Annotated in this window: 20 protein-coding genes; 14 read left to right on the top strand and 6 right to left on the bottom strand. The window is 45.3% G+C overall.

Annotated elements, in window-relative coordinates; genetic code table 11:
* Nucleotides 1-12 precede the first annotated feature (12 nt).
* The 7 genes from rimK to K5L93_RS11640 all read left to right on the top strand — a co-directional run bounded on the left by rimK (nt 13) and on the right by K5L93_RS11640 (nt 6110).
* Complete coding sequence (rimK, locus tag K5L93_RS11670) at nt 13-918, top strand: 30S ribosomal protein S6--L-glutamate ligase (RefSeq protein WP_220720000.1); 906 nt, start codon at nt 13-15, stop codon at nt 916-918.
* Nucleotides 919-948: 30 nt separating this feature from the next.
* Nucleotides 949-1971, top strand: a complete 1023-nt coding sequence (locus K5L93_RS11665) for a succinylglutamate desuccinylase/aspartoacylase family protein (RefSeq protein ID WP_220719999.1) — start codon at nt 949-951, stop codon at nt 1969-1971.
* Between the two features lie 13 nt (nt 1972-1984).
* Nucleotides 1985-2539: a mechanosensitive ion channel domain-containing protein gene (locus K5L93_RS11660; RefSeq protein ID WP_220719998.1), complete on the top strand. Its 555-nt coding sequence runs from the start codon at nt 1985-1987 to the stop codon at nt 2537-2539.
* Nucleotides 2532-2957 carry an ATP-dependent zinc protease family protein gene (locus K5L93_RS11655; RefSeq protein ID WP_220719997.1) on the top strand — a complete coding sequence of 142 codons (426 nt, stop codon included), beginning with the start codon at nt 2532-2534 and terminating at the stop codon, nt 2955-2957. The genes K5L93_RS11660 and K5L93_RS11655 overlap by 8 nt, the downstream gene beginning before the upstream one ends.
* Before the next feature lie 65 nt (nt 2958-3022).
* A complete protein-coding gene (locus K5L93_RS11650; RefSeq protein WP_220719996.1) occupies nt 3023-4393 on the top strand; it encodes a magnesium transporter in 1371 nt (456 codons plus the stop codon).
* A 40-nt stretch (nt 4394-4433) separates the two neighbouring features.
* The gene (locus tag K5L93_RS11645; RefSeq protein ID WP_220719995.1) at nt 4434-5405 is read left to right on the top strand and encodes a magnesium transporter CorA family protein; all 972 of its coding nucleotides are present in this window, start codon (nt 4434-4436) and stop codon (nt 5403-5405) included.
* A 117-nt stretch (nt 5406-5522) separates the two neighbouring features.
* Nucleotides 5523-6110, top strand: a complete 588-nt coding sequence (locus tag K5L93_RS11640) for a P-loop nucleotide/nucleoside kinase family protein (protein WP_220719994.1) — start codon at nt 5523-5525, stop codon at nt 6108-6110.
* A 50-nt stretch (nt 6111-6160) separates the two neighbouring features.
* Here the strand turns inward: K5L93_RS11640 and K5L93_RS11635 are convergent, their stop codons facing one another.
* The 4 genes from K5L93_RS11635 to K5L93_RS11620 all read right to left on the bottom strand — a co-directional run bounded on the left by K5L93_RS11635 (nt 6161) and on the right by K5L93_RS11620 (nt 9229).
* Nucleotides 6161-6298, bottom strand: a complete 138-nt coding sequence (locus K5L93_RS11635; protein ID WP_220719993.1) for a hypothetical protein — start codon at nt 6296-6298, stop codon at nt 6161-6163.
* Nucleotides 6299-6452: 154 nt separating this feature from the next.
* Entirely contained in the window at nt 6453-6767 is a 315-nt protein-coding gene (locus K5L93_RS11630; protein ID WP_220719992.1) for a DUF1840 domain-containing protein, read from the bottom strand.
* 302 nt (nt 6768-7069) lie between these two features.
* Nucleotides 7070-7960 carry an aspartoacylase gene (locus K5L93_RS11625; RefSeq protein ID WP_220719991.1) on the bottom strand — a complete coding sequence of 297 codons (891 nt, stop codon included), beginning with the start codon at nt 7958-7960 and terminating at the stop codon, nt 7070-7072.
* 90 nt (nt 7961-8050) lie between these two features.
* A complete protein-coding gene (locus K5L93_RS11620; protein ID WP_016401987.1) occupies nt 8051-9229 on the bottom strand; it encodes a XylR family transcriptional regulator in 1179 nt (392 codons plus the stop codon).
* 283 nt (nt 9230-9512) lie between these two features.
* On the opposite strand from K5L93_RS11620, the gene xylB reads away from it, so the two are divergent.
* From xylB to xylA, 6 genes are all read left to right on the top strand, one after another.
* Complete coding sequence (gene xylB, locus K5L93_RS11615) at nt 9513-10964, top strand: xylulokinase (protein WP_220719990.1); 1452 nt, start codon at nt 9513-9515, stop codon at nt 10962-10964.
* A gap of 134 nt (nt 10965-11098) precedes the next feature.
* The gene (locus K5L93_RS11610) at nt 11099-12313 is read left to right on the top strand and encodes a XylR family transcriptional regulator (protein ID WP_220719989.1); all 1215 of its coding nucleotides are present in this window, start codon (nt 11099-11101) and stop codon (nt 12311-12313) included.
* A gap of 469 nt (nt 12314-12782) precedes the next feature.
* Nucleotides 12783-13742, top strand: coding sequence for a transaldolase (gene tal, locus K5L93_RS11605; protein WP_220719988.1), 960 nt, complete (start codon nt 12783-12785; stop codon nt 13740-13742).
* Between the two features lie 27 nt (nt 13743-13769).
* A complete protein-coding gene (tkt, locus tag K5L93_RS11600; RefSeq protein WP_220719987.1) occupies nt 13770-15773 on the top strand; it encodes a transketolase in 2004 nt (667 codons plus the stop codon).
* Between the two features lie 197 nt (nt 15774-15970).
* Nucleotides 15971-16720 (top strand): substrate-binding periplasmic protein, encoded by a 750-nt coding sequence (locus K5L93_RS11595; protein WP_220719986.1) that lies wholly within the window; start codon nt 15971-15973, stop codon nt 16718-16720.
* 374 nt (nt 16721-17094) lie between these two features.
* Nucleotides 17095-18417, top strand: a complete 1323-nt coding sequence (gene xylA / locus K5L93_RS11590; protein WP_220719985.1) for a xylose isomerase — start codon at nt 17095-17097, stop codon at nt 18415-18417.
* A 57-nt stretch (nt 18418-18474) separates the two neighbouring features.
* Here the strand turns inward: xylA and K5L93_RS11585 are convergent, their stop codons facing one another.
* Nucleotides 18475-18837 (bottom strand): GFA family protein, encoded by a 363-nt coding sequence (locus tag K5L93_RS11585; RefSeq protein ID WP_220719984.1) that lies wholly within the window; start codon nt 18835-18837, stop codon nt 18475-18477.
* 201 nt (nt 18838-19038) lie between these two features.
* On the opposite strand from K5L93_RS11585, the gene K5L93_RS11580 reads away from it, so the two are divergent.
* Entirely contained in the window at nt 19039-19884 is an 846-nt protein-coding gene (locus K5L93_RS11580) for a DNA ligase (protein ID WP_220719983.1), read from the top strand.
* A 6-nt stretch (nt 19885-19890) separates the two neighbouring features.
* On the opposite strand, the gene K5L93_RS11575 is transcribed toward K5L93_RS11580, so the two are convergent.
* On the bottom strand, nt 19891-20427 hold the full coding sequence (locus K5L93_RS11575) for a putative ATP-dependent zinc protease (RefSeq protein WP_220719982.1): 537 nt from the start codon (nt 20425-20427) through the stop codon (nt 19891-19893).
* Nucleotides 20428-20534: the final 107 nt, after the last annotated feature.

Genomic DNA, 20534 nt, shown 5'->3' with positions numbered 1-20534 from the left:
TAGGACTAAATTATGCGTATAGCAATTTTATCTCGAGGCGAAAACCTCTACTCCACCCGCCGCTTAAAAGAAGCTGGTGAAGCTCGTGGGCACCAAGTAGACATTATCGATACCTTGCATTGCTATATGGATATTACCAGTAGCAAACCCACTGTTCGTTATAATGGTGAAGTTTTGCCAAGATATGATGCGGTCATTCCGCGTATTGGCTCATCAATTACCTTTTATGGCACGGCTGTCGTTCGTCAATTTGAAATGATGGGCACCTTTTGCGTTAACGAGTCGGTGGCCATTAGCCGCTCACGCGACAAGCTGCGTTCGCTACAGTTACTGTCACGCAAAGGTATTGGCTTACCGCGCACGGGTTTTGCGAGCAAGCCTGATAAAATTCAAGATGTCATCAAAAACGTAGGTGGCGCTCCGCTGGTAATTAAACTGCTAGAGGGCACCCAAGGCATAGGCGTTGTGTTAGCCGAAACCAACAAGGCAGCCGAAAGCGTGATCGAAGCCTTTATGGGTCTAAAAGCCAACATTCTAGTGCAAGAATTTATTAAAGAAGCGGGCGGCGCCGACATTCGTTGTTTAGTGGTAGGCGGTAAGGTGGTTGCAGCAATGAAACGCCAAGCGGCAGAAGGCGAGTTTCGTTCAAACTTACACCGCGGCGGCGCAGCAAAATTAGTGCGCTTAAGCAAAGAAGAGCGCGCCACCGCGGTTAATGCGGCTAAAGCCATGGGCTTAAATCTATGTGGCGTAGATATTTTACAGTCAAACAATGGGCCAGTAGTGATGGAAGTGAACTCTTCGCCAGGTTTAGAAGGCATAGAAACATCCACCAAAAAAGACATTGCCGGTATGGTATTTGAATTTATCGAAAAAAACGCTAAACCTTTCGCAACTAAAACCCGTGGTAAAGGCTAAATAGCCAAGTATTAAATAAAGAGGCAAACCATGATTATCGCTGGAACGGAAATAAAACCGGGAGAGCAAAAGCAGCTCGAGATCTCGGTGGCTAAGTTGTACACAGACACCAATATTTCGATTCCAGTGCTAATTACCCGCGCCAAACGAGCCGGCCCAACAGTATTTATAAGCGCAGCAGTGCATGGCGATGAACTAAATGGCATAGAAATTATTCGCCGCTTAACCCGCTCACCAAGCTTTAAAATCACTAAGGGCTGCTTAATTGCTGTGCCAATGGTAAATATTTATGGGGTGCTAAATCAAAGCCGCTATATGCCAGACAGACGCGACTTAAATCGTTGTTTTCCTGGCTCGGAAAAAGGCTCGTTGGCTGGACGTTTAGCGCATATTTTCTTAAATGAAATCGTTGCCCATTGCGATTACGGGATTGATTTACACACCGGCGCGATTCATCGCTCAAATTTGCCACAAATCAGGGCTAATTTGAAAGACCCTGAAACTAAACTCTTAGCCGAGGCCTTTGGCGTACCGGTACTATTAAATGCCGATTTACGTGATGGTTCGTTACGTGAAGCGGCGGTAAATATCAATACTAAGATCCTGCTTTACGAAGCCGGAGAAGCGCTGCGCTTTGATGAGTTATCGATTCAAAGCGGGGTAAAAGGCATCCTAAAAGTACTGTCACATTTAGGTATGGTTAAAAAGCGTCGTAGCACTAAAAAAGCTGCGCCATATATAGCCTACAGCAGTTCGTGGCTGCGTGCCTCAGCCAGTGGTATTGTAAATGAATATGCCCAGCTGGGTGATTTAGTCGAGGTAGGTGATATATTAGCCGAGATTAATAGTCCTTTTGGTGAGCTAATTAATAAAGTAACCGCAAAACGCTCAGGCATTGTGATAGGCAAGCAAAACATCCCCTTAGTACAAGAGGGCGATGCCATGTATCACCTTGCGTATTTTGGCGCGGAGCAAGATGAAGTGGCCGAACAGATTGAAAACTGGCAAGAGTCTATTAGTCCTGCTAGCAGTACTGTTCATCATCCTCAATAGGAGAGGCTAGGTAATGAGCATTAATAGCTTTTTGATAATTGTTGTCGCATTTGCGATTTTTTATGTCACTCAAAGCAAAGTTAATACACTGGTGCTTAACTTCGGCGCGGCACGCAATATTGCTAAAACAAGAATTCACTATGTTAGTTGGGTACTGCGCAGTGTTCTAATATTAGTATTAGTAATGGTGGTTAGCCTTATTGGTGATTTGGGTTTTAATGATTTTGGGGTGTTTTTATCCTCGGTATTTGCGGTTGTTGGTGTAGCCTTATTTGCCCAGTGGTCGATTTTAAGCAATGTTACCGCCAGTATTGTGGTGTTTTTCTTTTTCCCTTACCGCGTTGGCGATCACGTAAAAATCTTAGATGGAGACAACTCGGTTGAAGGCCGTTTAGAAGAAATCACCTTGTTCCATGTGATTCTACTGGCCAAAAATGGCTCTAAGCTCACCTTTCCCAACGCCATGGTTTTTCAAAAAGCGGTAGTAATAGGTGAGCACCAACCTACTCGCGCGGTGGAGGCAAAGCCTAAATTACAAGGTAATGAAGAGGAAGAAGTCAGTGAATAAACTGGTAATTGGCAATCTAGAAACCTGTAATCTGCCAGATTTAGGCATTACCGATTTGCAAGTTAGGGTAGATACTGGCGCTAAAACGTCGGCGCTACATGTGGATAATCTTGAACGAAAAAAAGTAGATGGCAAACCACACATTAGCTTTGATTTACACCCTGATATCTATAACCTTGAACGGGTTTGCCGTTGTAGCGCGCCCATTTATGACACCAGAAAAATCAAGTCATCCAATGGTGACGTAGAACAGCGCTATGTTATACAAACGCGCTTTCAACTGGGTGAGCTCATTTGGCCGATTGAAATAACCTTAAGCAACCGCCAAGATATGACCTACTTAATGCTATTAGGTCGACAGGGGATGGGCGATAAAGTGTTGGTAGACCCCGCTCAAAGCTTCTTGGTAAATAACTAATACTAACTAGCGACATAATGAGGAACACCAACACCCAGTAATTTGCAATAACAAGGACATCGTCAATGACCAGCGAAAACTTAGCAAGCTCCAACCAACAAACTTTTGATGGTCATCATGATGCGGCGCTTCGTCGTGTTTTGGACATTCTGGAACACGAATTACCCGTAACTGAACTCAGCTTTATTAGCCAATATGACAATGCCATATTGGCTAACTTGCTTGAATCGTTGCCCGACAACTACCGCCAACAAATCTGGCCTCACTTAGCAACCGAGCGCTACTGGGACATATTGCACCTAATGCAATATGAGACCGTTAAGCACTTGTTCGAACTCTTTAATCAGTCGCAGCTAAACGCCTTACAGCAAACCATTAACGACACTGAAATCGTTGAATTTGCTGACTTTCTTCCAGAATCAATGGTGGAGGTTTATCTTGAGCAACAAGATGAGCTTAGCGCGGCACAACTGCAAGATGCACTAAGTTACGACGATGAACAAATTGGTCGTTATGTTGATACCCACATATTGCGTGCTCGCCCCAACTCAACAGTGGCTCGCATTAAACAACGCTTAAGCGCCCAAACCGACAAACATGTGGCGGTATATTTGGTGGATGCCCAAGGGCAATTTCAAGGTGCTTGCAGCTTGACTGATATAGCCAACGCCAGCGACAACATTCGACTGAGTGAACTTAGCCAACATATCGAAGTTTTTGACCACCAACAAATGCTGGCCGATGTATCCTTATCACTGAATGTGGTACCTGGCCATGCTTGGAACCCAGTACAAAAAGACGGAAAAATTGTAGGCGCCATTGCCTTATCAAACATTGTGCAATGGCTACAAGAACGCAGTTTAGATGTGGCGATTATTGATACACCATCGGATGAAGAAGATCTGTTTACCCCGGTACCTACCGCGGCCAAAATGCGGGCGATTTGGCTAACCACCAATTTAGCCACGGCATTTTTGGCCTCATGGGTAATTGGCTTATTTGAAGGCGCGCTCCAACAGCTAGTAGCGCTGGCGATATTAATGCCGGTGGTGGCCAGCATGGGCGGCATTGCAGGCAGCCAAACATTGGCGGTCGCCTTGCGCGGTATAGCGCTTAATCACTTACAACAAAGTAACCTAAAACTATTACTTAACAAAGAGTTAAAAATTGCCGCATTCAACGGCTTAGCCTTAGGTCTAGTCATCGCGCTTGTGGTTAGCCTGTGGTTTAAGTCTGCTGCCTTAGGCGCGGTTATCTTTGTAGCCATTGTGCTTAATAGCTTAGCTGCAGCAGCGTCTGCCACAATGATCCCATTTATACTGAAAAAGATGAAAATAGACCCAGCCGTTGCTGGCTCGGTCATTTTAACCACTGTCACCGACATTGTCGGTTTTGTGGCTTTTCTTGGCCTAGCTTCACTATTACTCATGAACTAAGCCAACAACACCAGTGCAGTACAACCCCTAAGGGCACACTATGATTAGAACTTGGTTAAGCCAAAAGGACGAAACTCCTCAGCAAGGTGATGAGCAACAAATTGGCAAGTGGTTAGAGCAAGAGCAAGGCAATATCTGGATAGACATTAATTTGAGTAGCTTTAGCCATGCCAAAGCAGAGCAATTACTTAAACGCTTTGACTGCCACCCCTTAGCAATCATCGATACTTTTCGCTCTCGCCACCCGCCTAAAATAGAGCTCTTCGATCAACAAATCTTCATGCTTTATCGAGGCATTCAACGCTGCATCGGAGATTTAAAATTTGAACATATGCAGCTGGCCATGTTTGTAGGCAAAAACTATCTGATTACCCTGCATGATGGCCAATCGCAAGGCATAGAAAACCTCTTGCAACAGCCCTTTCATAAATATCTCCAGCACCCTCTAAGTTTAGCTAGCCGGATCATGCACAGTGCTTCAACTTTATATTTAAACCAATTACTCGAATTTGAAGATCAACTGAGTGGGTTAGAAGAGCAATTAAGTAGCCATGGTGACGACCAATTACTCGGCACCATTACTCGCTATAAAACTGACATTCTTCGGCTCAACCGAATTTTTAGTTACCACCTAAGCCTAAGTAAAAAGCTGCTGCATCTAGAGCAAGAACAAAGTGTAAACGACATAGCGATCGATCAACCGGTGCTGCAAGACTTGCACGAGCGCTTCGAACGATTGCATAGCCTTAGCAGCATGTATTACGACATTTGCGGTGATTTAGTGGATGGTTACTTATCGATAAGTTCGCACAAACTTAACAACACCATGCGGGTATTAACCTTAATTACCGCCATCTTTGTCCCTTTAAGTTTTTTAGCCGGCATTTACGGAATGAATTTTGAAGTGATACCCGAACTTCATCACCCAAACGGCTACTTCATTTTGCTTGGAACAATGCTGCTAATTGCAGTATCACTAATTGCCGTATTTAAATGGAAGCGCTGGTTTTAACCAGCCCCACCCGCAGTTAATTAGCAAATTAATGATTAACGTTAGCAATAGAAAAGCAACTTTCAGTCTCAATTACATGGGCTTCTCTGAGGCCTCTAATTAAATTACGGAACGATAATGAAACGACTAATTTTGGTAACGTCACCTCCGGCCAGCGGGAAAACCTACATATCTAAACAACTAGCCAAAGCGCTTAAGCACGTTGTGTACTTAGATAAAGACACCCTCATTGTGTTATCACATCAAATTTTTAAACTCGCAAATGTCGAGGTGAACCGCAGTTCCGAGTTCTTTGAGCAACACATACGTAACTATGAATACCAGGCCACTCTAGCACTCGCCATGGAAGCCTTAGACTATGACGATATCGTTTTAATAAATGCGCCATTCACCCGAGAAATTAGAGATACGGCCTATATCGACAACTTAAAACAGCAGCTGCTAGAAAAAAATGCACGACTTACGGTGGTTTGGGTAGAAACCGATGTGGAAGTCGTTAAACAGCGAATGATTGAACGAAACTCACCAAGAGATAGCTGGAAGCTAGCTAATTGGGATGAGTACATTGCAGGCGTAGACTTCTCTATTCCTCATTGTATCGACAACCCAGAGGTAGTAGATGACTTGTTACTATTTAAGAATTCAAATCAGCAACAATATCAACAATCGATGCACGATATCTTACAGGTTTTAGAAGCCAGCTAGATCTTACGAGTAAATGCTAAAAACCCGCTTCAAGGCGGGTTTCTTGTTATTTAGTTTAACGAAACACATACTCGCTTATTGTATGGCATTGCTGCCAATACCGCACTGGCCATTACCAGCAACACTAACAGCAAAAACTCTACGATTAAGTTCGCCGACACGCCTTCACGCAGCCCCATTTTCAGCATAATCACACCTAGACCGGCGTAAAAAGACAACCTTACCTATCACGCTCTACACCATAAAAAACAAGGGTGAAAACGAAACATCTAGCATGGGAATAGTGCTAATCACACTCGCCATTGAGTAAACCCGCGCAGTTATTCAGTATTAGCGCTACACTTAACGATCCCACATCACATCACAGTGTTTTTTAGCCGCTGAGCTTAATAGCTCAATTAAGGGCTGAGCACGAGTATTTAAGCTAATCGCAGGTTCTAACTCAGCATCGTTCTCATTAGCTTGAGATTGCTCTGCTTGAGCCTTAGCCGCTAGCTCAAGCCCAGCTTTTAACTGGCTTAATGCTTCGGCAACATCTTCGGCCCGTATCGCTCCCGGCACACTGCCACTGTGCCCCATCATTTTTAATAACGCTAAACCAATATCGCCAAACATGGTGACATTTGCATAAGCTTTGCAGCTGAATGTAATTAACATGGCCATTTACCTATTAATAAACGAAGACAACACTAGCAGCATAAAACGAATCGCTTAGGCTTTCTTTAAGCTAAACGACATAGTTGCCACAAACCAAAATTAAAAGGCTTACGGTCTCTTCTTGGTCTGTGCCCCATGCTTGAGACTAACAAGAAAGGTATCGAATCAGACCTCTGCACACTTACGCTTGATTTGCTAAACCATTCAATAATAGCGGATGGGTTCTTGGAAAATCGTCACAAAATAAATCCGCGATAAAGCAACTCACAACAGCGCCAAATTAGCGCTCTTGTTAAGCGGTGTTACTCAAGCTCCAAATACACTTTATCCAGCAAGGACATGGCTAAATCGTTATCGTAATAAGCCGCTTCGTTAATAAACGCTGGGTATACGGTTTTCTCGCCTTGATAACAAATGTCTTCGCCCATAAAGGTTCTAAAAATGGGGTCACCAGGATTAATTGGCTGGTAGTCATTGTCTTGCACATTGCTGTGCACCATCGCTAGTCGTTCACCCTTGTCGTTAAGCGGCAGTTTAATGCTATCGAGATACAAAAAGGCCTCTACTTGTTTGGGAAGCTCGGGTAAATCTTGTTGGTTATGCAGCTCGACAAAATCAAGAATATGCCCGGTCATTTGCTCCATTTGCTCCAACACATCTTGGCGCAATACCGATTGCGGCTGCGGCCCTACCTCAATTAAAACGCCGTATTTACCACAACTTGCGAGGAAGCGATGATTACTCATATCCTCTTCCGGCTCATCCAGAAACACCACAGCTTCTGGCATCCGCATAGTGACGTAAGCGGCAAGTTGTTTGTAGAAAGACGTCTGCTCTAACAAGATAAGGGTAGGTCCCATGTTAGAGGTAGTGTTGTGCAAGTCGATAACCAAATCCATGTTCGGTTTTGATTTAGGGCCAAGCTGCTGGTGCAGCGCTTTAGCGCGTGATTGCTCATAATTGGCCAAACTAAAATCAGCTAGGTTAGTAGCGCTAAATTGGCGATTTAAATCGGCATCAATGTAGCGTTTGTTTTCACCATGCGCTTTAGGGTTGGCAAATACAGTTTCTACTTTGAGGCTAGGACGGGCAATAAGTTGAGGATGTTGCTGCCATTTATTTATTAAGTACACCCCACTAAATTCATTACCGTGGGTGCCACCTACAATGGCAACATTATTAATCTTCGACAAGTGCAGCTCTCCTTTTATACCAACCAGCAAACAGCCTTGAGCTTAAAAGGAAATGCGCTTTGACTCAAGCCAAAGCGCCGTTGCTGCTGACTATTCTTCTTGCTCTTGTTTACTAATACGGTAAGCCTTAGGCGTTAACTCTAAGTCTTTCTTAAATACCGCATACATGTATTGCAAAGAAGGGTAACCACATAGCTCCGCAATGTCGGAGGTGGAAAGCTCGGTATTACGCAACAAACTCATGGCTTGTTCTAACTTAGCACAGTGAATTTCTTGATGAACCGAGTGGCCAATATCATCTTTAAAACGCTTTTCTAGGTTTGAACGCGAGACTTTTACATAATCTAATACTTGCTCAACCTTAATGCCTTTACAGGCGTTATGGCGAATAAAGTGCATTGCTTGAATAACGTAAGGGTCTTTTAGCGCTTTGTAATCGGTAGATTGGCGCTCAACCACTTGCTCTGGGCCTACCAGCTCACGTACTTTACGTAATTCTTGGCCTTGTAGTTGGCGGTGTAATAGCTTGGCCGCTTGGAAGCCCATTTTACGACAACCTTGCGCCACCGAACTCAAAGATACTCGGCTTAAATGGCGAGTTAAGTCTTCATCATCAATACCAATAATCGACACTTTGTCTGGCACGATGATCCCCAAGTGATCACACACTTGCAGCAAGTGGCGCGCTCGCGCATCAGATACTGCAACAATGCCTACCGGCTTAGGCATAGATTGAATCCAATCCGCCAGGCGATTCATTGCATACTGCCAAGACTCAGGGGTGGTTTCCATGCCGCGATAAACCGCACACTCGTAACCATCACCTGCTACCAATTGTTGGAAAATAGCTTCACGCTCCATCGCCCAACGGTTGCCCTCATTAGGCGGCATGCCGTAGTAAGCGAAATACTCCAAACCCTTGGCTTTTAAGTGCTCATAAGCTGAATTAACCAAAGCACGGTTGTCGGTAGCCACGTAAGGAAAGTCAGGGTATTGCTCTGGGTTTTCGTAAGAGCTACCCACAGCCACCACTGGCACACGCAGGCCAGTTAGGGCTTTTTCAATTTCTGGGTCGTCGAAATCGGCAATAATGCCGTCGCCTACCCAATGTTGTAGCTTGCTGATCCGACAGCGAAAATCTTCCTCTAGAAATATATCCCAATCACATTGTGATGCCTGTAAGTAGTCGCCAATACCTTTAATAATTTGGCGGTCATAAACCTTATTTGCGTTAAATAACAATGTAATTTTGAAACGTTTATCAAACATGGGGGCTCCTAAAAGCACGCGGCCGATCAATATTTAATTTAATATCTAAAAAAAATTAACGAAGCGCCACTGTGAAAAATCGTAATGTGATTATGATCATGCACATTTCAAACGAAACTGTGAACTCAGGCACGCCATGGAAAAACGCTATTCCTCTGGTAATTTTCGTAATTGAGCCAAGTTTCCAATCCGCGGCAGGATGAGCTCATATTTAAAACACTTTTGCTGCCGCTTAATTACAGTGTAGTTTCGCCGAGCAGCTCGCGTCCAATAAGGAACTTCTATGTATATCGGTATTGATTTAGGCACCTCTGGAGTAAAAGTTGTGCTGCAGGCTGAAAACGGTGACATTTTAAGCCAAGCCACCGAAAGCTTAACAGTATCTCGCCCTGCACCGTTGTGGTCTGAGCAAGCTCCGCTAGACTGGTGGCAAGCCACTCAAGATGCACTTAGCGCATTAAGCAAACAACACTCGCTAGCAGACGTTAAAGCAATTGGCCTAAGTGGCCAAATGCATGGCGCTACCTTACTGGACGCCCAAGGCGAAATTTTACGCCCAGCCATTTTATGGAACGACGGCCGCAGTGCAGCTCAGTGTGAAGAAATCGAGCGCGTAGTGGCTAATTCTCGCGATATCGTAGGCAATCTGATGATGCCAGGTTTTACCGCGCCTAAACTACTTTGGGTTAAGCAAAACGAGCCGGAAATTTTTGCCAAGGTAGACAAGGTACTGCTGCCTAAAGATTACTTGCGTTACTTGCTGTCGGGCAACTTTGCCTCTGATATGTCAGATTCGGCCGGCACCATGTGGTTAGACGTAGCCAAGCGCGACTGGAGTGATGAAATTCTAGCGGCCACTGGCCTTAGCCGTGAACACATGCCTGAGTTATTTGAAGGCAGTGAAGTTACCGGTAACCTTAAAGCAGAACTCGCCGAGCGCTGGGGCATGCCCGCCGTGCCATTAGTAGCAGGTGGTGGCGATAACGCAGCAGGCGCGGTAGGTGTTGGCATCACTAAACCAGGCCAGGCGATGTTGTCTTTAGGCACCTCGGGCGTTTACTTTGCGGTAAGCGACGGCTACCTAAGCAACCCCGAATCAGCCTTACATAGCTTCTGTCATGCCTTGCCTGGTGCTTGGCACCAAATGTCGGTCATTCTTAGTGCCGCTTCATGTTTAGATTGGGTAGTTAACTTAACCGGCCAAGCAGACGTACCTAGCATGTTAGCCGCCGTAGAAGCCGCGCCAGAAAGTGATAACCCAGTGTACTTTTTACCTTACTTATCGGGCGAACGTACTCCGCACAATAACCCAGAAGCCAAGGGCGTATTCTTTGGCATGACCCATTCAACTGGCCCATTAGATTTATGCCGCGCGGTCTTAGAAGGCGTGGCTTACGCCTTTGCCGACGGCTTAGATGCATTGCATGCAACGGGCTTAAAACCAGAAGAAATTACCTTAATTGGTGGTGGTGCGCGCAGTCAGTTTTGGCGTCAAATGCTGGCCGACGTTTTTGGCCAAGCAGTAAGCTACCGCTTAGGCGGCGAAGTAGGCCCAGCACTTGGTGCTGCCCGTTTAGCCCAACTAGGAGTAACCGAGAACCCAGATCTAGCCGCCATTTGCCCAGTGCCAGAGCTAGTTGAAGTTCACCAAGTGAATGCCGAGCGCCATGCTGTTTACGCTAAACGCCGCGAAACTTACCAAGCGCTTTACCCAAAACTAGCACCACTTTTTTAAGCAATAAACCCAACGAACAGCCATAGCCTTGCTATGGCTGTTCTGCCAACTAAGTGAACACATCTGATAAATCCGCATTTATCACATGTGCTCACCCCGGCCCATTGAACGTAGTAATACGGAAGACAAATACTATGGCAAACAACTATCGCGTAGCGCTTCTTTTGAACGCTAACATGGCTTACGACCGAGGCATCATTACCGGCATATCGTCATTTGTGAAAAATGGTGCTCCTTGGAGTTTGTTCATCGGAGAACAAAATCTATTTTCGGTGGACGATTTTAGTAAGTGGCAGGGTGACGGCGTAATTGCCGACTTTGACCACCCAGAAATTCGCGATGCGATTAAGTCTCGAAATATTCCAGTAGTAGGCATTGCCAGTAGCGAAACCGTAGCCAATACCATGCAAGATTACCCGGTGGTGATGTCTGACAATAAACAGATCATCAATATGGCGGCACGTTTCTTAAAAATGCGCCGTTATACCCATTTGGCATTTTGTGGTTACCCCAACCGCCCCTTTAATGACTGGTCGGCCAACCGCGAGCAGCTGCTGCGCGATTGGTGTGAGCGTAACCAATGCGCCTATAGCCAGTTTAGCGCTAAAGACAACATTGATACCTGGGACAGTGACTTACAGTGTTTAGTAGATTGGCTCAGCCGCCTACCTAAGCCAGTAGGGATCATTGCTGCCAACGATGTGCGCGCTCGCCAACTGAGTTACGCCTGTCAGCAGGCTAAAATAAACATCCCCGAAGAAGTCTCTATCATGGGGATCGACGATGACGAGCTAAACTGCACTTTAAGTTTACCAACTCTAACTTCGGTTCGCCAAGGTACCCGAGCCATGGGCTATTTAACTGCCTCGCTTCTGCAGCCGTTAATGGATGGCAAAAACTTGGTTAAACGCCACCACTTTGTGCAACCTGAACGGGTTATTGGCCGCGATTCGACCGACTTTTTCCATTTTAAAGACAACCTAGTACGGGGCGCCTTAAGCCTTATTCGAATTAACCAAGGCAATATTAAGGTAAAACAAATTCTGGCCGAACTAGGCTGCTCTCGTGGCGCCATCGACAATAAATTCCATGAAGAGTTAGGCATGTCGCTGCACGCTTACTTGCTGGATACACAGCTTAATTTGGCGCTAGAGCTATTGGTGGATACCGAGCAAACCTTAAGTGAGATAGCTAAAGTGGTGGGCTTTAGTAGCCCGCAATATTTGTCTTGCGCAATTAAGAAACGCTGGAACATGACTCCAGGCATGTTGCGCGAACAAAAAGGTGTAACAAACCGAGAGCTAGCTCCACTAATTGAAGATACCGAAGAGTTAATCGAACAAGCCTAGTTTCATCAAGCTGGCATAATTAGCTGCCACTATAAGCGAGTAAGCGCAGTGATAGCCTAGCTTGTTGAGTCATTACGCTATTCCAGAGCACAACCAAGAGCTGAGGGTTTGGTAAAAACGTAACCCAACAGATCTGGTGAAGATCAAAAAAACATCATCACTGTTATTAAAACTCTGCAGTGGTGATGCGTTTCTTTTTTCAACAAATCAGCGCACCATGCAAGGGAGTGTGACAACAACATGAAGCTTGCGTGGCCCAATTCAACAAAATGCTTAATAAAGCGTGATCTGGATCAGGGCTGCGAAAATTCAACATTAGCGCTAAAAAAAGCGTAATTGCGCTTAATTGCCAGTCTGGCACTTTAATACGGACATGAAGCTTAGCTTTGGTCAATGACCTTCAACCAATAATGAAGGCTCGCCAAACAAGCCGCACAATTAGTTTTCATTACAAGGGTCTATACATCTTATGAGTTCTCTACTTACACAGCTAAAACAATACACCACGGTTGTTGCCGATACCGGCGACTTAGACACAATGCGCAAATTCTCACCTGAAGATGCCACCACAAACCCATCGTTAATTGTTAAGGCCTTAGGTTTACCTGAGTACTCAAGCCTACTTAAAGACGTAGCCGACTGGGCCAAAACCCAATCAAACGACCAAGCCGAACAAATCGAAATGGCTGCCGACAAACTGGTAGTAACCATTGGTTGTAAGGTACTTGAGTTAGTACCGGGTCGTATTTCTACCGAAGTAGACGCACGTTTGTCATTTGACACCGAAGCCAGCATTGCTAAAGCACGCCGCTTAATTGAGCTTTACCAAGCGGCCGGCATTAACAAAGAACGTGTATTGATTAAGTTAGCCTCTACTTGGCAAGGTATTCGCGCCGCCGAGCAACTAGAAAAAGAAGGCATTAACTGTAACCTTACGTTGTTGTTCTCTTTTGCCCAAGCCCGCGCTTGTGCCGAAGCTGGCGTATTCCTTATCTCACCTTTTGTTGGCCGTATTCTTGATTGGTACAAAGCTAAAGACGCTAACGCAGACTTTGCTGGCGCTAAAGATCCGGGTGTTATCTCGGTATCAGAAATCTACAGTTACTACAAAGACCACGGCTACAACACTGTAGTGATGGGCGCAAGCTTCCGTAACATTGGCGAAATTGTAGAACTTGCCGGTTGTGACCGCCTAACCATTGGTCCAGCCCTACTTGAAGAGCTAGACCAAACCGAAGCGCAACTAGAGGTTCGCCTACAAGATAAAGGTGTTAGCAAAAACCGTCCTGCAGCAATGACCGAAGCAGAATTTTACTGGGCGCATAACGAAGATGCCATGGCAACGGAAAAACTGGCAGAAGGTATTCGTGCCTTTGCAGTTGACCAAGTGAAGCTAGACAACATGCTAATTGAAGCGCTGCAAGCTTAAGATTTATTAATTATTAGGAACTAGAAGATGACTCACCCTCGTCAACAATACGCTAACGCAATCCGCGCTTTAAGCATGGACGGTGTACAACAAGCTAAGTCGGGTCACCCTGGCGCACCTATGGGCATGGCAGACATTGCCGAAGTACTATGGCGCGACCATTTAGCGCATAACCCTAGCAACCCAAGCTGGAGCAACCGCGACCGCTTTATTTTGTCTAACGGCCATGGCTCTATGCTGTTGTACTCGCTACTTCACCTAAGCGGTTATGCTTTGCCAATTGAAGAACTTAAAAACTTCCGTCAGTTACACTCTAAAACGCCGGGTCACCCAGAATATGGTTACGCTCCTGGTGTTGAAACCACTACCGGCCCACTAGGCCAAGGTATTGCTAATGCTGTGGGTATGGCACTAGCAGAGAAAATGTTAGCCGCGCAATTCAACCGTGACGGTCACGATATTGTTGACCACTTCACTTACGCCTTTATGGGCGACGGTTGTTTGATGGAAGGTATTTCTCACGAAGTATGTTCATTGGCCGGCACCCTAGGTTTAGGTAAGCTAATTGCGTTTTGGGATGACAATGGCATCTCTATTGACGGCCACGTTGAAGGCTGGTTTAGCGATGATACTCCGGCACGTTTTGAAGCTTACGGCTGGAACGTAGTTCGCGATGTTGATGGCCACGATCCTGAACAAATTAACGCAGCCATTGCCGCGGCTAAAGCCGACATGACTAAACCTACGCTAATTTGTACTAAAACCATTATTGGTTTTGGTTCACCAAATAAGTCTGGCTCGCATGATTGTCACGGTGCACCACTAGGTGATGAAGAAATTAAAGCGGCTCGCGAATTCTTAAACTGGCCACACGCCGCGTTCGAAATCCCAGCCGATGTTTACCAAGCTTGGGATAACAAAGCGAAAGGCAGCGAGCAAGAAAAAGCTTGGAACGACAAGTTTGCCGCATACAAAAAAGCCTACCCAGAGCTAGCTGCCGAATATGCACGTCGCGTAGAAGGCCAGTTGCCAGAAAACTGGAAAGCTGAAACTCAAGCTTTATTGCAACGCTTGCAAAACGAGCCAGCAAACATTGCTAGCCGCATGGCGTCTAAAAACACCCTTGATGTAATTGGTAAAATCTTACCTGAATTACTGGGTGGTTCTGCCGACCTTGCACCATCAAACCTAACCTTCCACGCTAGCTCTAAATCAGTAAGCGCAGAAGATGCCTCAGGTAACTACTTACACTACGGTGTACGTGAGTTTGGTATGTCGGCAATGCAAAATGGTATTGCTTTGCACGGCGGTTTTGTTCCTTACTCAGCCACCTTCTTAATGTTTATGGAATACGCCCGCAACGCGGTACGTATGGCAGCATTAATGAAGCAACGTTCTATTTTTGTTTACACCCACGACTCAATTGGTCTTGGCGAAGATGGTCCTACTCACCAACCGGTTGAGCAAGTGGCTAGCTTACGTTTAACACCAAACATGGAAACATGGCGTCCTTGTGACCAAGTTGAATCAGCAGCGGCTTGGATCAATGCAGTAGAACGTATTGATGGCCCGAGTTCGTTAATCTTCTCTCGCCAAAACCTTGCTCAACAAAAACGTAGCGGTGAGCAACTGGAGTTAATTAATCGCGGTGCTTACATTCTTAAAGACTGTAGTGGCACCCCAGAGCTTATTCTTATCGCCACTGGCTCAGAAGTAGAGCTAGCCGTTGAAGCCGCAGCCAAGTTAAGCGAGCAAGGTAAGCAAGTACGTGTTGTATCTATGCCTTGTACCGAGCGTTTCGACAAACAAGATGCTGCTTACCGCGAAGCTATACTGCCAAAAGCTGTTCGTGCTCGCGTAGCTGTTGAAGCACTACAAGCCGACTTCTGGGGCAAATACGTTGGCCTAGATGGCGTAACTGTAGGTATGACAAGCTTTGGCGAATCGGCACCTGCTGGGGAGCTCTTCAAACTATTTGGCTTTACTGTAGAAAACGTAGTAGACCAAAGCTTAAGCTTGCTCAATAGCTAAAATTTTTACCTATCGAGCTAAAGGCGTTGATGATTCAGCGCCTTTTTTTTCATCTTCAAATGATGTTAATTGACAAGCAAAGCCGAAAAAGTAAGACTCAACTCACCAAACCAAAGTATTTGCTCTAGCTAAACAGCTGATCTTAAACAGCTGTCTATACTTGTTATTACAATTAAACAAAACTTAAAAGGATAGTTTTGCAGCTACTTTCAAGGGTGCTTATAACGTTTACCGTTAGCTTGCTTGTTTCCCAAGTTCAAGCCGCTCCTTTACGTTTAGTTTATCCAAATTTTCCTCCTTATACTTATGCCAGTGATGAACAACCAGCCGCTGGTAATTTTCTGGTCGAAAAAATCATGCAAGTGTTGGAACAGCCATACAAAATGGCGCCGGTACCCAACTACAAACGCGCACTTAACGATGTGCAATATGGCGTAGCCGATGGTTTTTTCTTTGCATCTCAGAACAGCCAACGCGATGCTATTGCCGAGTTTTCTAAGCCCATTGTTTACAACAATTGGAGTTGGTTTTTCCGCTATGACAGCTATTTCGATCCAGACGCCAACGACTTTAAGACCGATGTAAAAGTAGCCTCAATTGAAGGTACCAACACCTTACGCTGGCTTAATACTCATCACTTCAAGGTTGTTGGCAAGCAAAAAAATGTCGCGAAACTTGCGCAATTACTGTTTGACCTAAAGCGCATAGACGCCGCATTTTTGTCGGCCGATGTATTTAAAAGTAGCCATGTTCATCCCAACCTAGTCAGTGGTGAATACATTGAAGTTGTGCAGCGCTCCGCCCCCTTTGGTATCTACATTTCCAAGGTTTACTTGGAACAACACCCAGGCTTTATGCAGCGCTTAAATCAAGCTATTAGCCAAGTGCAAAACAAATACTTAGACAATACTTACTCGTTGTCGGGACTAAAGCGCAACGCTGATTAAGTGCCCTTATACACTCAATAAATCAAACACTCGCAACGAATGGCTGCAATTAACTCATACCAGCATTTACCGCTAGGCGAACATGGGTTTCATGCCATACAAGATAAGATGAATAGCTTTTCATCCAGTGTTTACCGCTATAAACCTCCACTTAAAGCATTATGAAATTTCACACACCCGCAATGTTTTTGCAGAATTGAAGAAAATTCCTGAATAAAGCTTGGTTTAAAACGCGAGTTAGCGCACGAAAAGTAAATAGCTGAAAAAAGTCTGCATTTTTCATAATTGAGAGAAAGCTAAGCAAGGCTAACAATAAGCTCACAGAAGGAGATTGGTTCTCCGATGAAAACGCATTCTTTTTTAGGAGTAGTTCCATGGCTCAATATTTTGACCAGTTTGAAAAAATCGCATACGAAGGACCAGAGTCCACTAACCCACTAGCGTTCCGTCACTACGACGCGAAAAAAGTCATCATGGGTAAAACCATGGAAGAGCACCTACGTTTTGGCGCTTGTTACTGGCATAATTTCTGCTGGGATGGTTTTGATATCTTCGGCTCAGGCACTTTCGACCGTCCTTGGCAGAAGCCTGGTAACGCGCTTGAAATGGCTAAGATGAAAGCTGACGTAGCCTTCGACTTCTTCTCTAAGGTAGGCACACCTTACTACTCGTTCCACGACGTAGACGTAGCTCCAGCAGGTAACTCTATTAAAGAGTACGCTGAAAACATGAAAGTAATGATGGACGTGCTTGCTCAGAAGCAAGACGAAACCGGCATGAAACTTCTTTGGGGTACAGCAAACGCATTCTCAAATGCACGTTACATGTCTGGCGCTGGCTCTAACCCTAACCCAGAAGTATTTGCTTACGCTGCGAGCCAAATTTTTACTGCTATGAACGCAACCAAAATGCTAGGTGGTGAAAACTATGTATTATGGGGCGGCCGTGAAGGTTACGAAACATTGCTAAATACCGATCTACGCCAAGAGCGCGAGCAGCTAGGTCGCTTGTTCCAAATGGTAGTTGAGCACAAACACAAAATTGGCTTTACCGGCACAATCTTAATTGAGCCAAAACCAGCCGAGCCTACTAAGCACCAATACGACTACGACACAGCCACTGTATACGGCTTCTTGAAGCAGTTCGGTCTTGAAGACGAAGTGAAAGTAAACATCGAAGTTAACCACGCAACTCTAGCGGGTCACTCTTTCCACCACGAAATTGCGACGGCTATTTCACTAGGCCTATTTGGTTCTATTGATGCTAACCGCGGTGATGCGCAACTAGGTTGGGATACTGACCAATTCCCTAACAGTGTTGAAGAGTGGACACCGGTAATGTACGACATTCTGCGCTCTGGTGGCTTTAAAGATGGTGGTTTGATGTTTGATACTAAACTACGTCGCCAAAGTATTGATCCAGCTGACTACTTCCACGGCCACATTGGCGGTATGGACACTTGTGCATTAGCACTTGAGAAAGCAGCTAGCCTAATTGAAAGCCAAGAAATCAGCAATATCGTTGCAGATCGTTACGCGGGTTGGAGCGGTGACCTAGGTAAAGCCATTATGACTGGCGATTACAGCCTAGAAGCTCTAGCAACTCAAGCCATTGGCGACAACATTGATCCTAAACACGTATCAGGTCGTCAAGAAGAGCTAGAAAACATTGTTAATAAACACATTTTTAGCAAGTAATACCTAGTACAATTGCTTATTTGTATTAAGTTAGCCGACGCTTAGCGTCGGCTTTTTTTATTTTGGTTCAGTAGACAACTCCGCACCTTTTACCAAACTCACCGTTAAGCTCAATGGGTCGACGCCTTCCAAACAACCCGCATTTACCCGAGTAAGCTCTGGCGCAGATCGCGGGTTGTGGAAAGTATAAATGCCGCAGTATTTACAAAAGTAATGCTTAGCTATTTGGGTATTCCACTGATACAAACTTAAGGCCTGCTCACCTTGCAACAGCTCAAAACTGTCTTCTTCCGCGGTTAGCATTACAGCTCCCTTACGCTTACACAAACTGCAATTACAACGCAGCGCAGACTCTAGACTGGTGCGTAGGCTAAATTTAACCGCACCGCAGTGGCACTGGCCTTGATAATGTTGAGCCATTTTCTTCTCCTTGCTACTAAAGGCAAACATAAACCGAACCGTTTGGGCGTAGTCACAATAAAGCCCAACTAAATAACCTGAGCTCGGGATAAAGAAGTGACGATAACTCTGCAACCCAGTACTTAATCTAGCTTCATGTTTCTAGCGAGACACCTTAAATTGCACTACCATTAATAACAATTAACTCACTAAAGGTGAAATATGGATCGTTCGTTTAGCACCAAGCTTAGCCTATGTATGCTTTTTTTTAGCTCGTACCCGCTATTAGCAAAATCTCCGCAACCACCAGCACTGGTATTAGCTAGCGATTACCAGCAGGATTTAGACCTGCAAGATTACTGGGTATGTGAAAAATACGATGGCGTAAGAGCCTATTGGGACGGCAAGCAATTATTTAGTCGAGCGGGCCACCTGATTAACCTTCCCAGCGCCTTAAGCAAGCAACTACCGGAGGTGGCGGTAGATGGTGAGCTTTGGTTAGGCAGAGGTCAATTTAGTGATTTAGTCAGCCTAATCAAACAACAGGATGTGAGCTTGAACAAGTGGCTGGAAGTTCAATTTATAGTATTTGATTTACCCCACCACCCTGGTTCTTATCAGCAGCGCTACCGTCATTTGCAAACCCTTAGCAGTGCAAGCAACTTTATGCGTGTGCCAGCTTATCGCGCCTACCCTGGGCGACCAAAACTAGAACAGCAATTGGCTAAAATCAGTGCCGAGGGTGGCGAAGGACTAATGCTGCGCGACCCTAAATCGATGTACCTTCCAACGCGCAGCAATGCGCTAATAAAATACAAAAGTTACCAAGACGCCGAGGCTAAAGTGATTGCCTATAGTGACGGCAAAGGCAAATACCGAGGCATGCTTGGGGCTTTGGTCGTTCAAGACCAACAGGGCCGGCAGTTTAAAATAGGCAGTGGTTTAAGCGATCAATTGCGCGCCGATCCACCACCTATCGGCAGCTTGGTTGAGTATCGTTATAACGGGCTCACTGAGCATGGCAAACCCCGCTTTGTGCGTTTTGTTAGGGTTCACCAAACCTTATAATTGAGGCTATTTCAGGTTTTTGTTGAGCTCAACATCGACCAAGTAATCACCTTCTAGCCAGTTACGGCCAATCAGCAATTTGTAATGCATTTTGCTGCGATCGCGTAAATTAACATCTACGGTTTTTGCCTGTCCTTGCCAAGCAATCGCCAAAGCAACTTTATAGCGAATTTCTAAACCTTGAGAGTTGCGCACCGCTGCAACATCGGTAATTAAGGCTTTACCTTGGTGCTTTTCACCATGTTCGTTCTCGGTGGTAAACTGCAAATACTTGCCTATATTCTTACGCATCAGTGGCCGCACCACCGACTTCTGTTCGGCCTCGCTGTAATCAGCAGGATCAATATTTTCCCCGTCGATAACTCGCATATCTTCTGCATGCAAAGAAGTGCTAGCCGCTCCGGTATCAATTCGAGTTAAAAAGCTTAAGTTGGCTTCTACTACTTTTACATGCTCGGCGGCGCCTACTGTTTGCTTCTCGGCCATTGCGCAACTTACTACAGCAAGTGCTAGCGTTACGGCTACCAGTAATTTCTTTAACACATTCCACCTCTTATATTGTCACGAAAACAGCACACTAATGGACTAATTACGGCTGTTTAAAGTCGCATACCTTAGCATGATTATCTATAATTTGCCGTAAGCTCAAG

Origin of the sequence: Agarivorans litoreus, from assembly GCF_019649015.1 — a bacterium.
Lineage (GTDB): Bacteria > Pseudomonadota > Gammaproteobacteria > Enterobacterales > Celerinatantimonadaceae > Agarivorans > Agarivorans litoreus.
Note: the sequence above shows the minus strand (reverse complement) of the source record. Positions and strands in the feature narration are given on the sequence as shown.

Excerpts from the sequence above, each read along its gene's own strand:
- K5L93_RS11620 (WP_016401987.1), bottom strand. The coding sequence starts at position 9,229 with ATGTTTGATAAACGTTTCAAAATTACATTGTTATTTAACGCAAATAAG.
- K5L93_RS11635 (WP_220719993.1), bottom strand. The coding sequence starts at position 6,298 with ATGCTGAAAATGGGGCTGCGTGAAGGCGTGTCGGCGAACTTAATCGTA.
- K5L93_RS11640 (WP_220719994.1), top strand. The coding sequence starts at position 5,523 with ATGAAACGACTAATTTTGGTAACGTCACCTCCGGCCAGCGGGAAAACC.
- tkt (WP_220719987.1), top strand. The coding sequence starts at position 13,770 with ATGACTCACCCTCGTCAACAATACGCTAACGCAATCCGCGCTTTAAGC.
- xylA (WP_220719985.1), top strand. The coding sequence starts at position 17,095 with ATGGCTCAATATTTTGACCAGTTTGAAAAAATCGCATACGAAGGACCA.
- xylB (WP_220719990.1), top strand. The coding sequence starts at position 9,513 with ATGTATATCGGTATTGATTTAGGCACCTCTGGAGTAAAAGTTGTGCTG.
- tal (WP_220719988.1), top strand. The coding sequence starts at position 12,783 with ATGAGTTCTCTACTTACACAGCTAAAACAATACACCACGGTTGTTGCC.
- K5L93_RS11660 (WP_220719998.1), top strand. The coding sequence starts at position 1,985 with ATGAGCATTAATAGCTTTTTGATAATTGTTGTCGCATTTGCGATTTTT.
- rimK (WP_220720000.1), top strand. The coding sequence starts at position 13 with ATGCGTATAGCAATTTTATCTCGAGGCGAAAACCTCTACTCCACCCGC.
- K5L93_RS11610 (WP_220719989.1), top strand. The coding sequence starts at position 11,099 with ATGGCAAACAACTATCGCGTAGCGCTTCTTTTGAACGCTAACATGGCT.
- K5L93_RS11580 (WP_220719983.1), top strand. The coding sequence starts at position 19,039 with ATGGATCGTTCGTTTAGCACCAAGCTTAGCCTATGTATGCTTTTTTTT.
- K5L93_RS11665 (WP_220719999.1), top strand. The coding sequence starts at position 949 with ATGATTATCGCTGGAACGGAAATAAAACCGGGAGAGCAAAAGCAGCTC.
- K5L93_RS11585 (WP_220719984.1), bottom strand. The coding sequence starts at position 18,837 with ATGGCTCAACATTATCAAGGCCAGTGCCACTGCGGTGCGGTTAAATTT.
- K5L93_RS11645 (WP_220719995.1), top strand. The coding sequence starts at position 4,434 with ATGATTAGAACTTGGTTAAGCCAAAAGGACGAAACTCCTCAGCAAGGT.
- K5L93_RS11630 (WP_220719992.1), bottom strand. The coding sequence starts at position 6,767 with ATGTTAATTACATTCAGCTGCAAAGCTTATGCAAATGTCACCATGTTT.
- K5L93_RS11650 (WP_220719996.1), top strand. The coding sequence starts at position 3,023 with ATGACCAGCGAAAACTTAGCAAGCTCCAACCAACAAACTTTTGATGGT.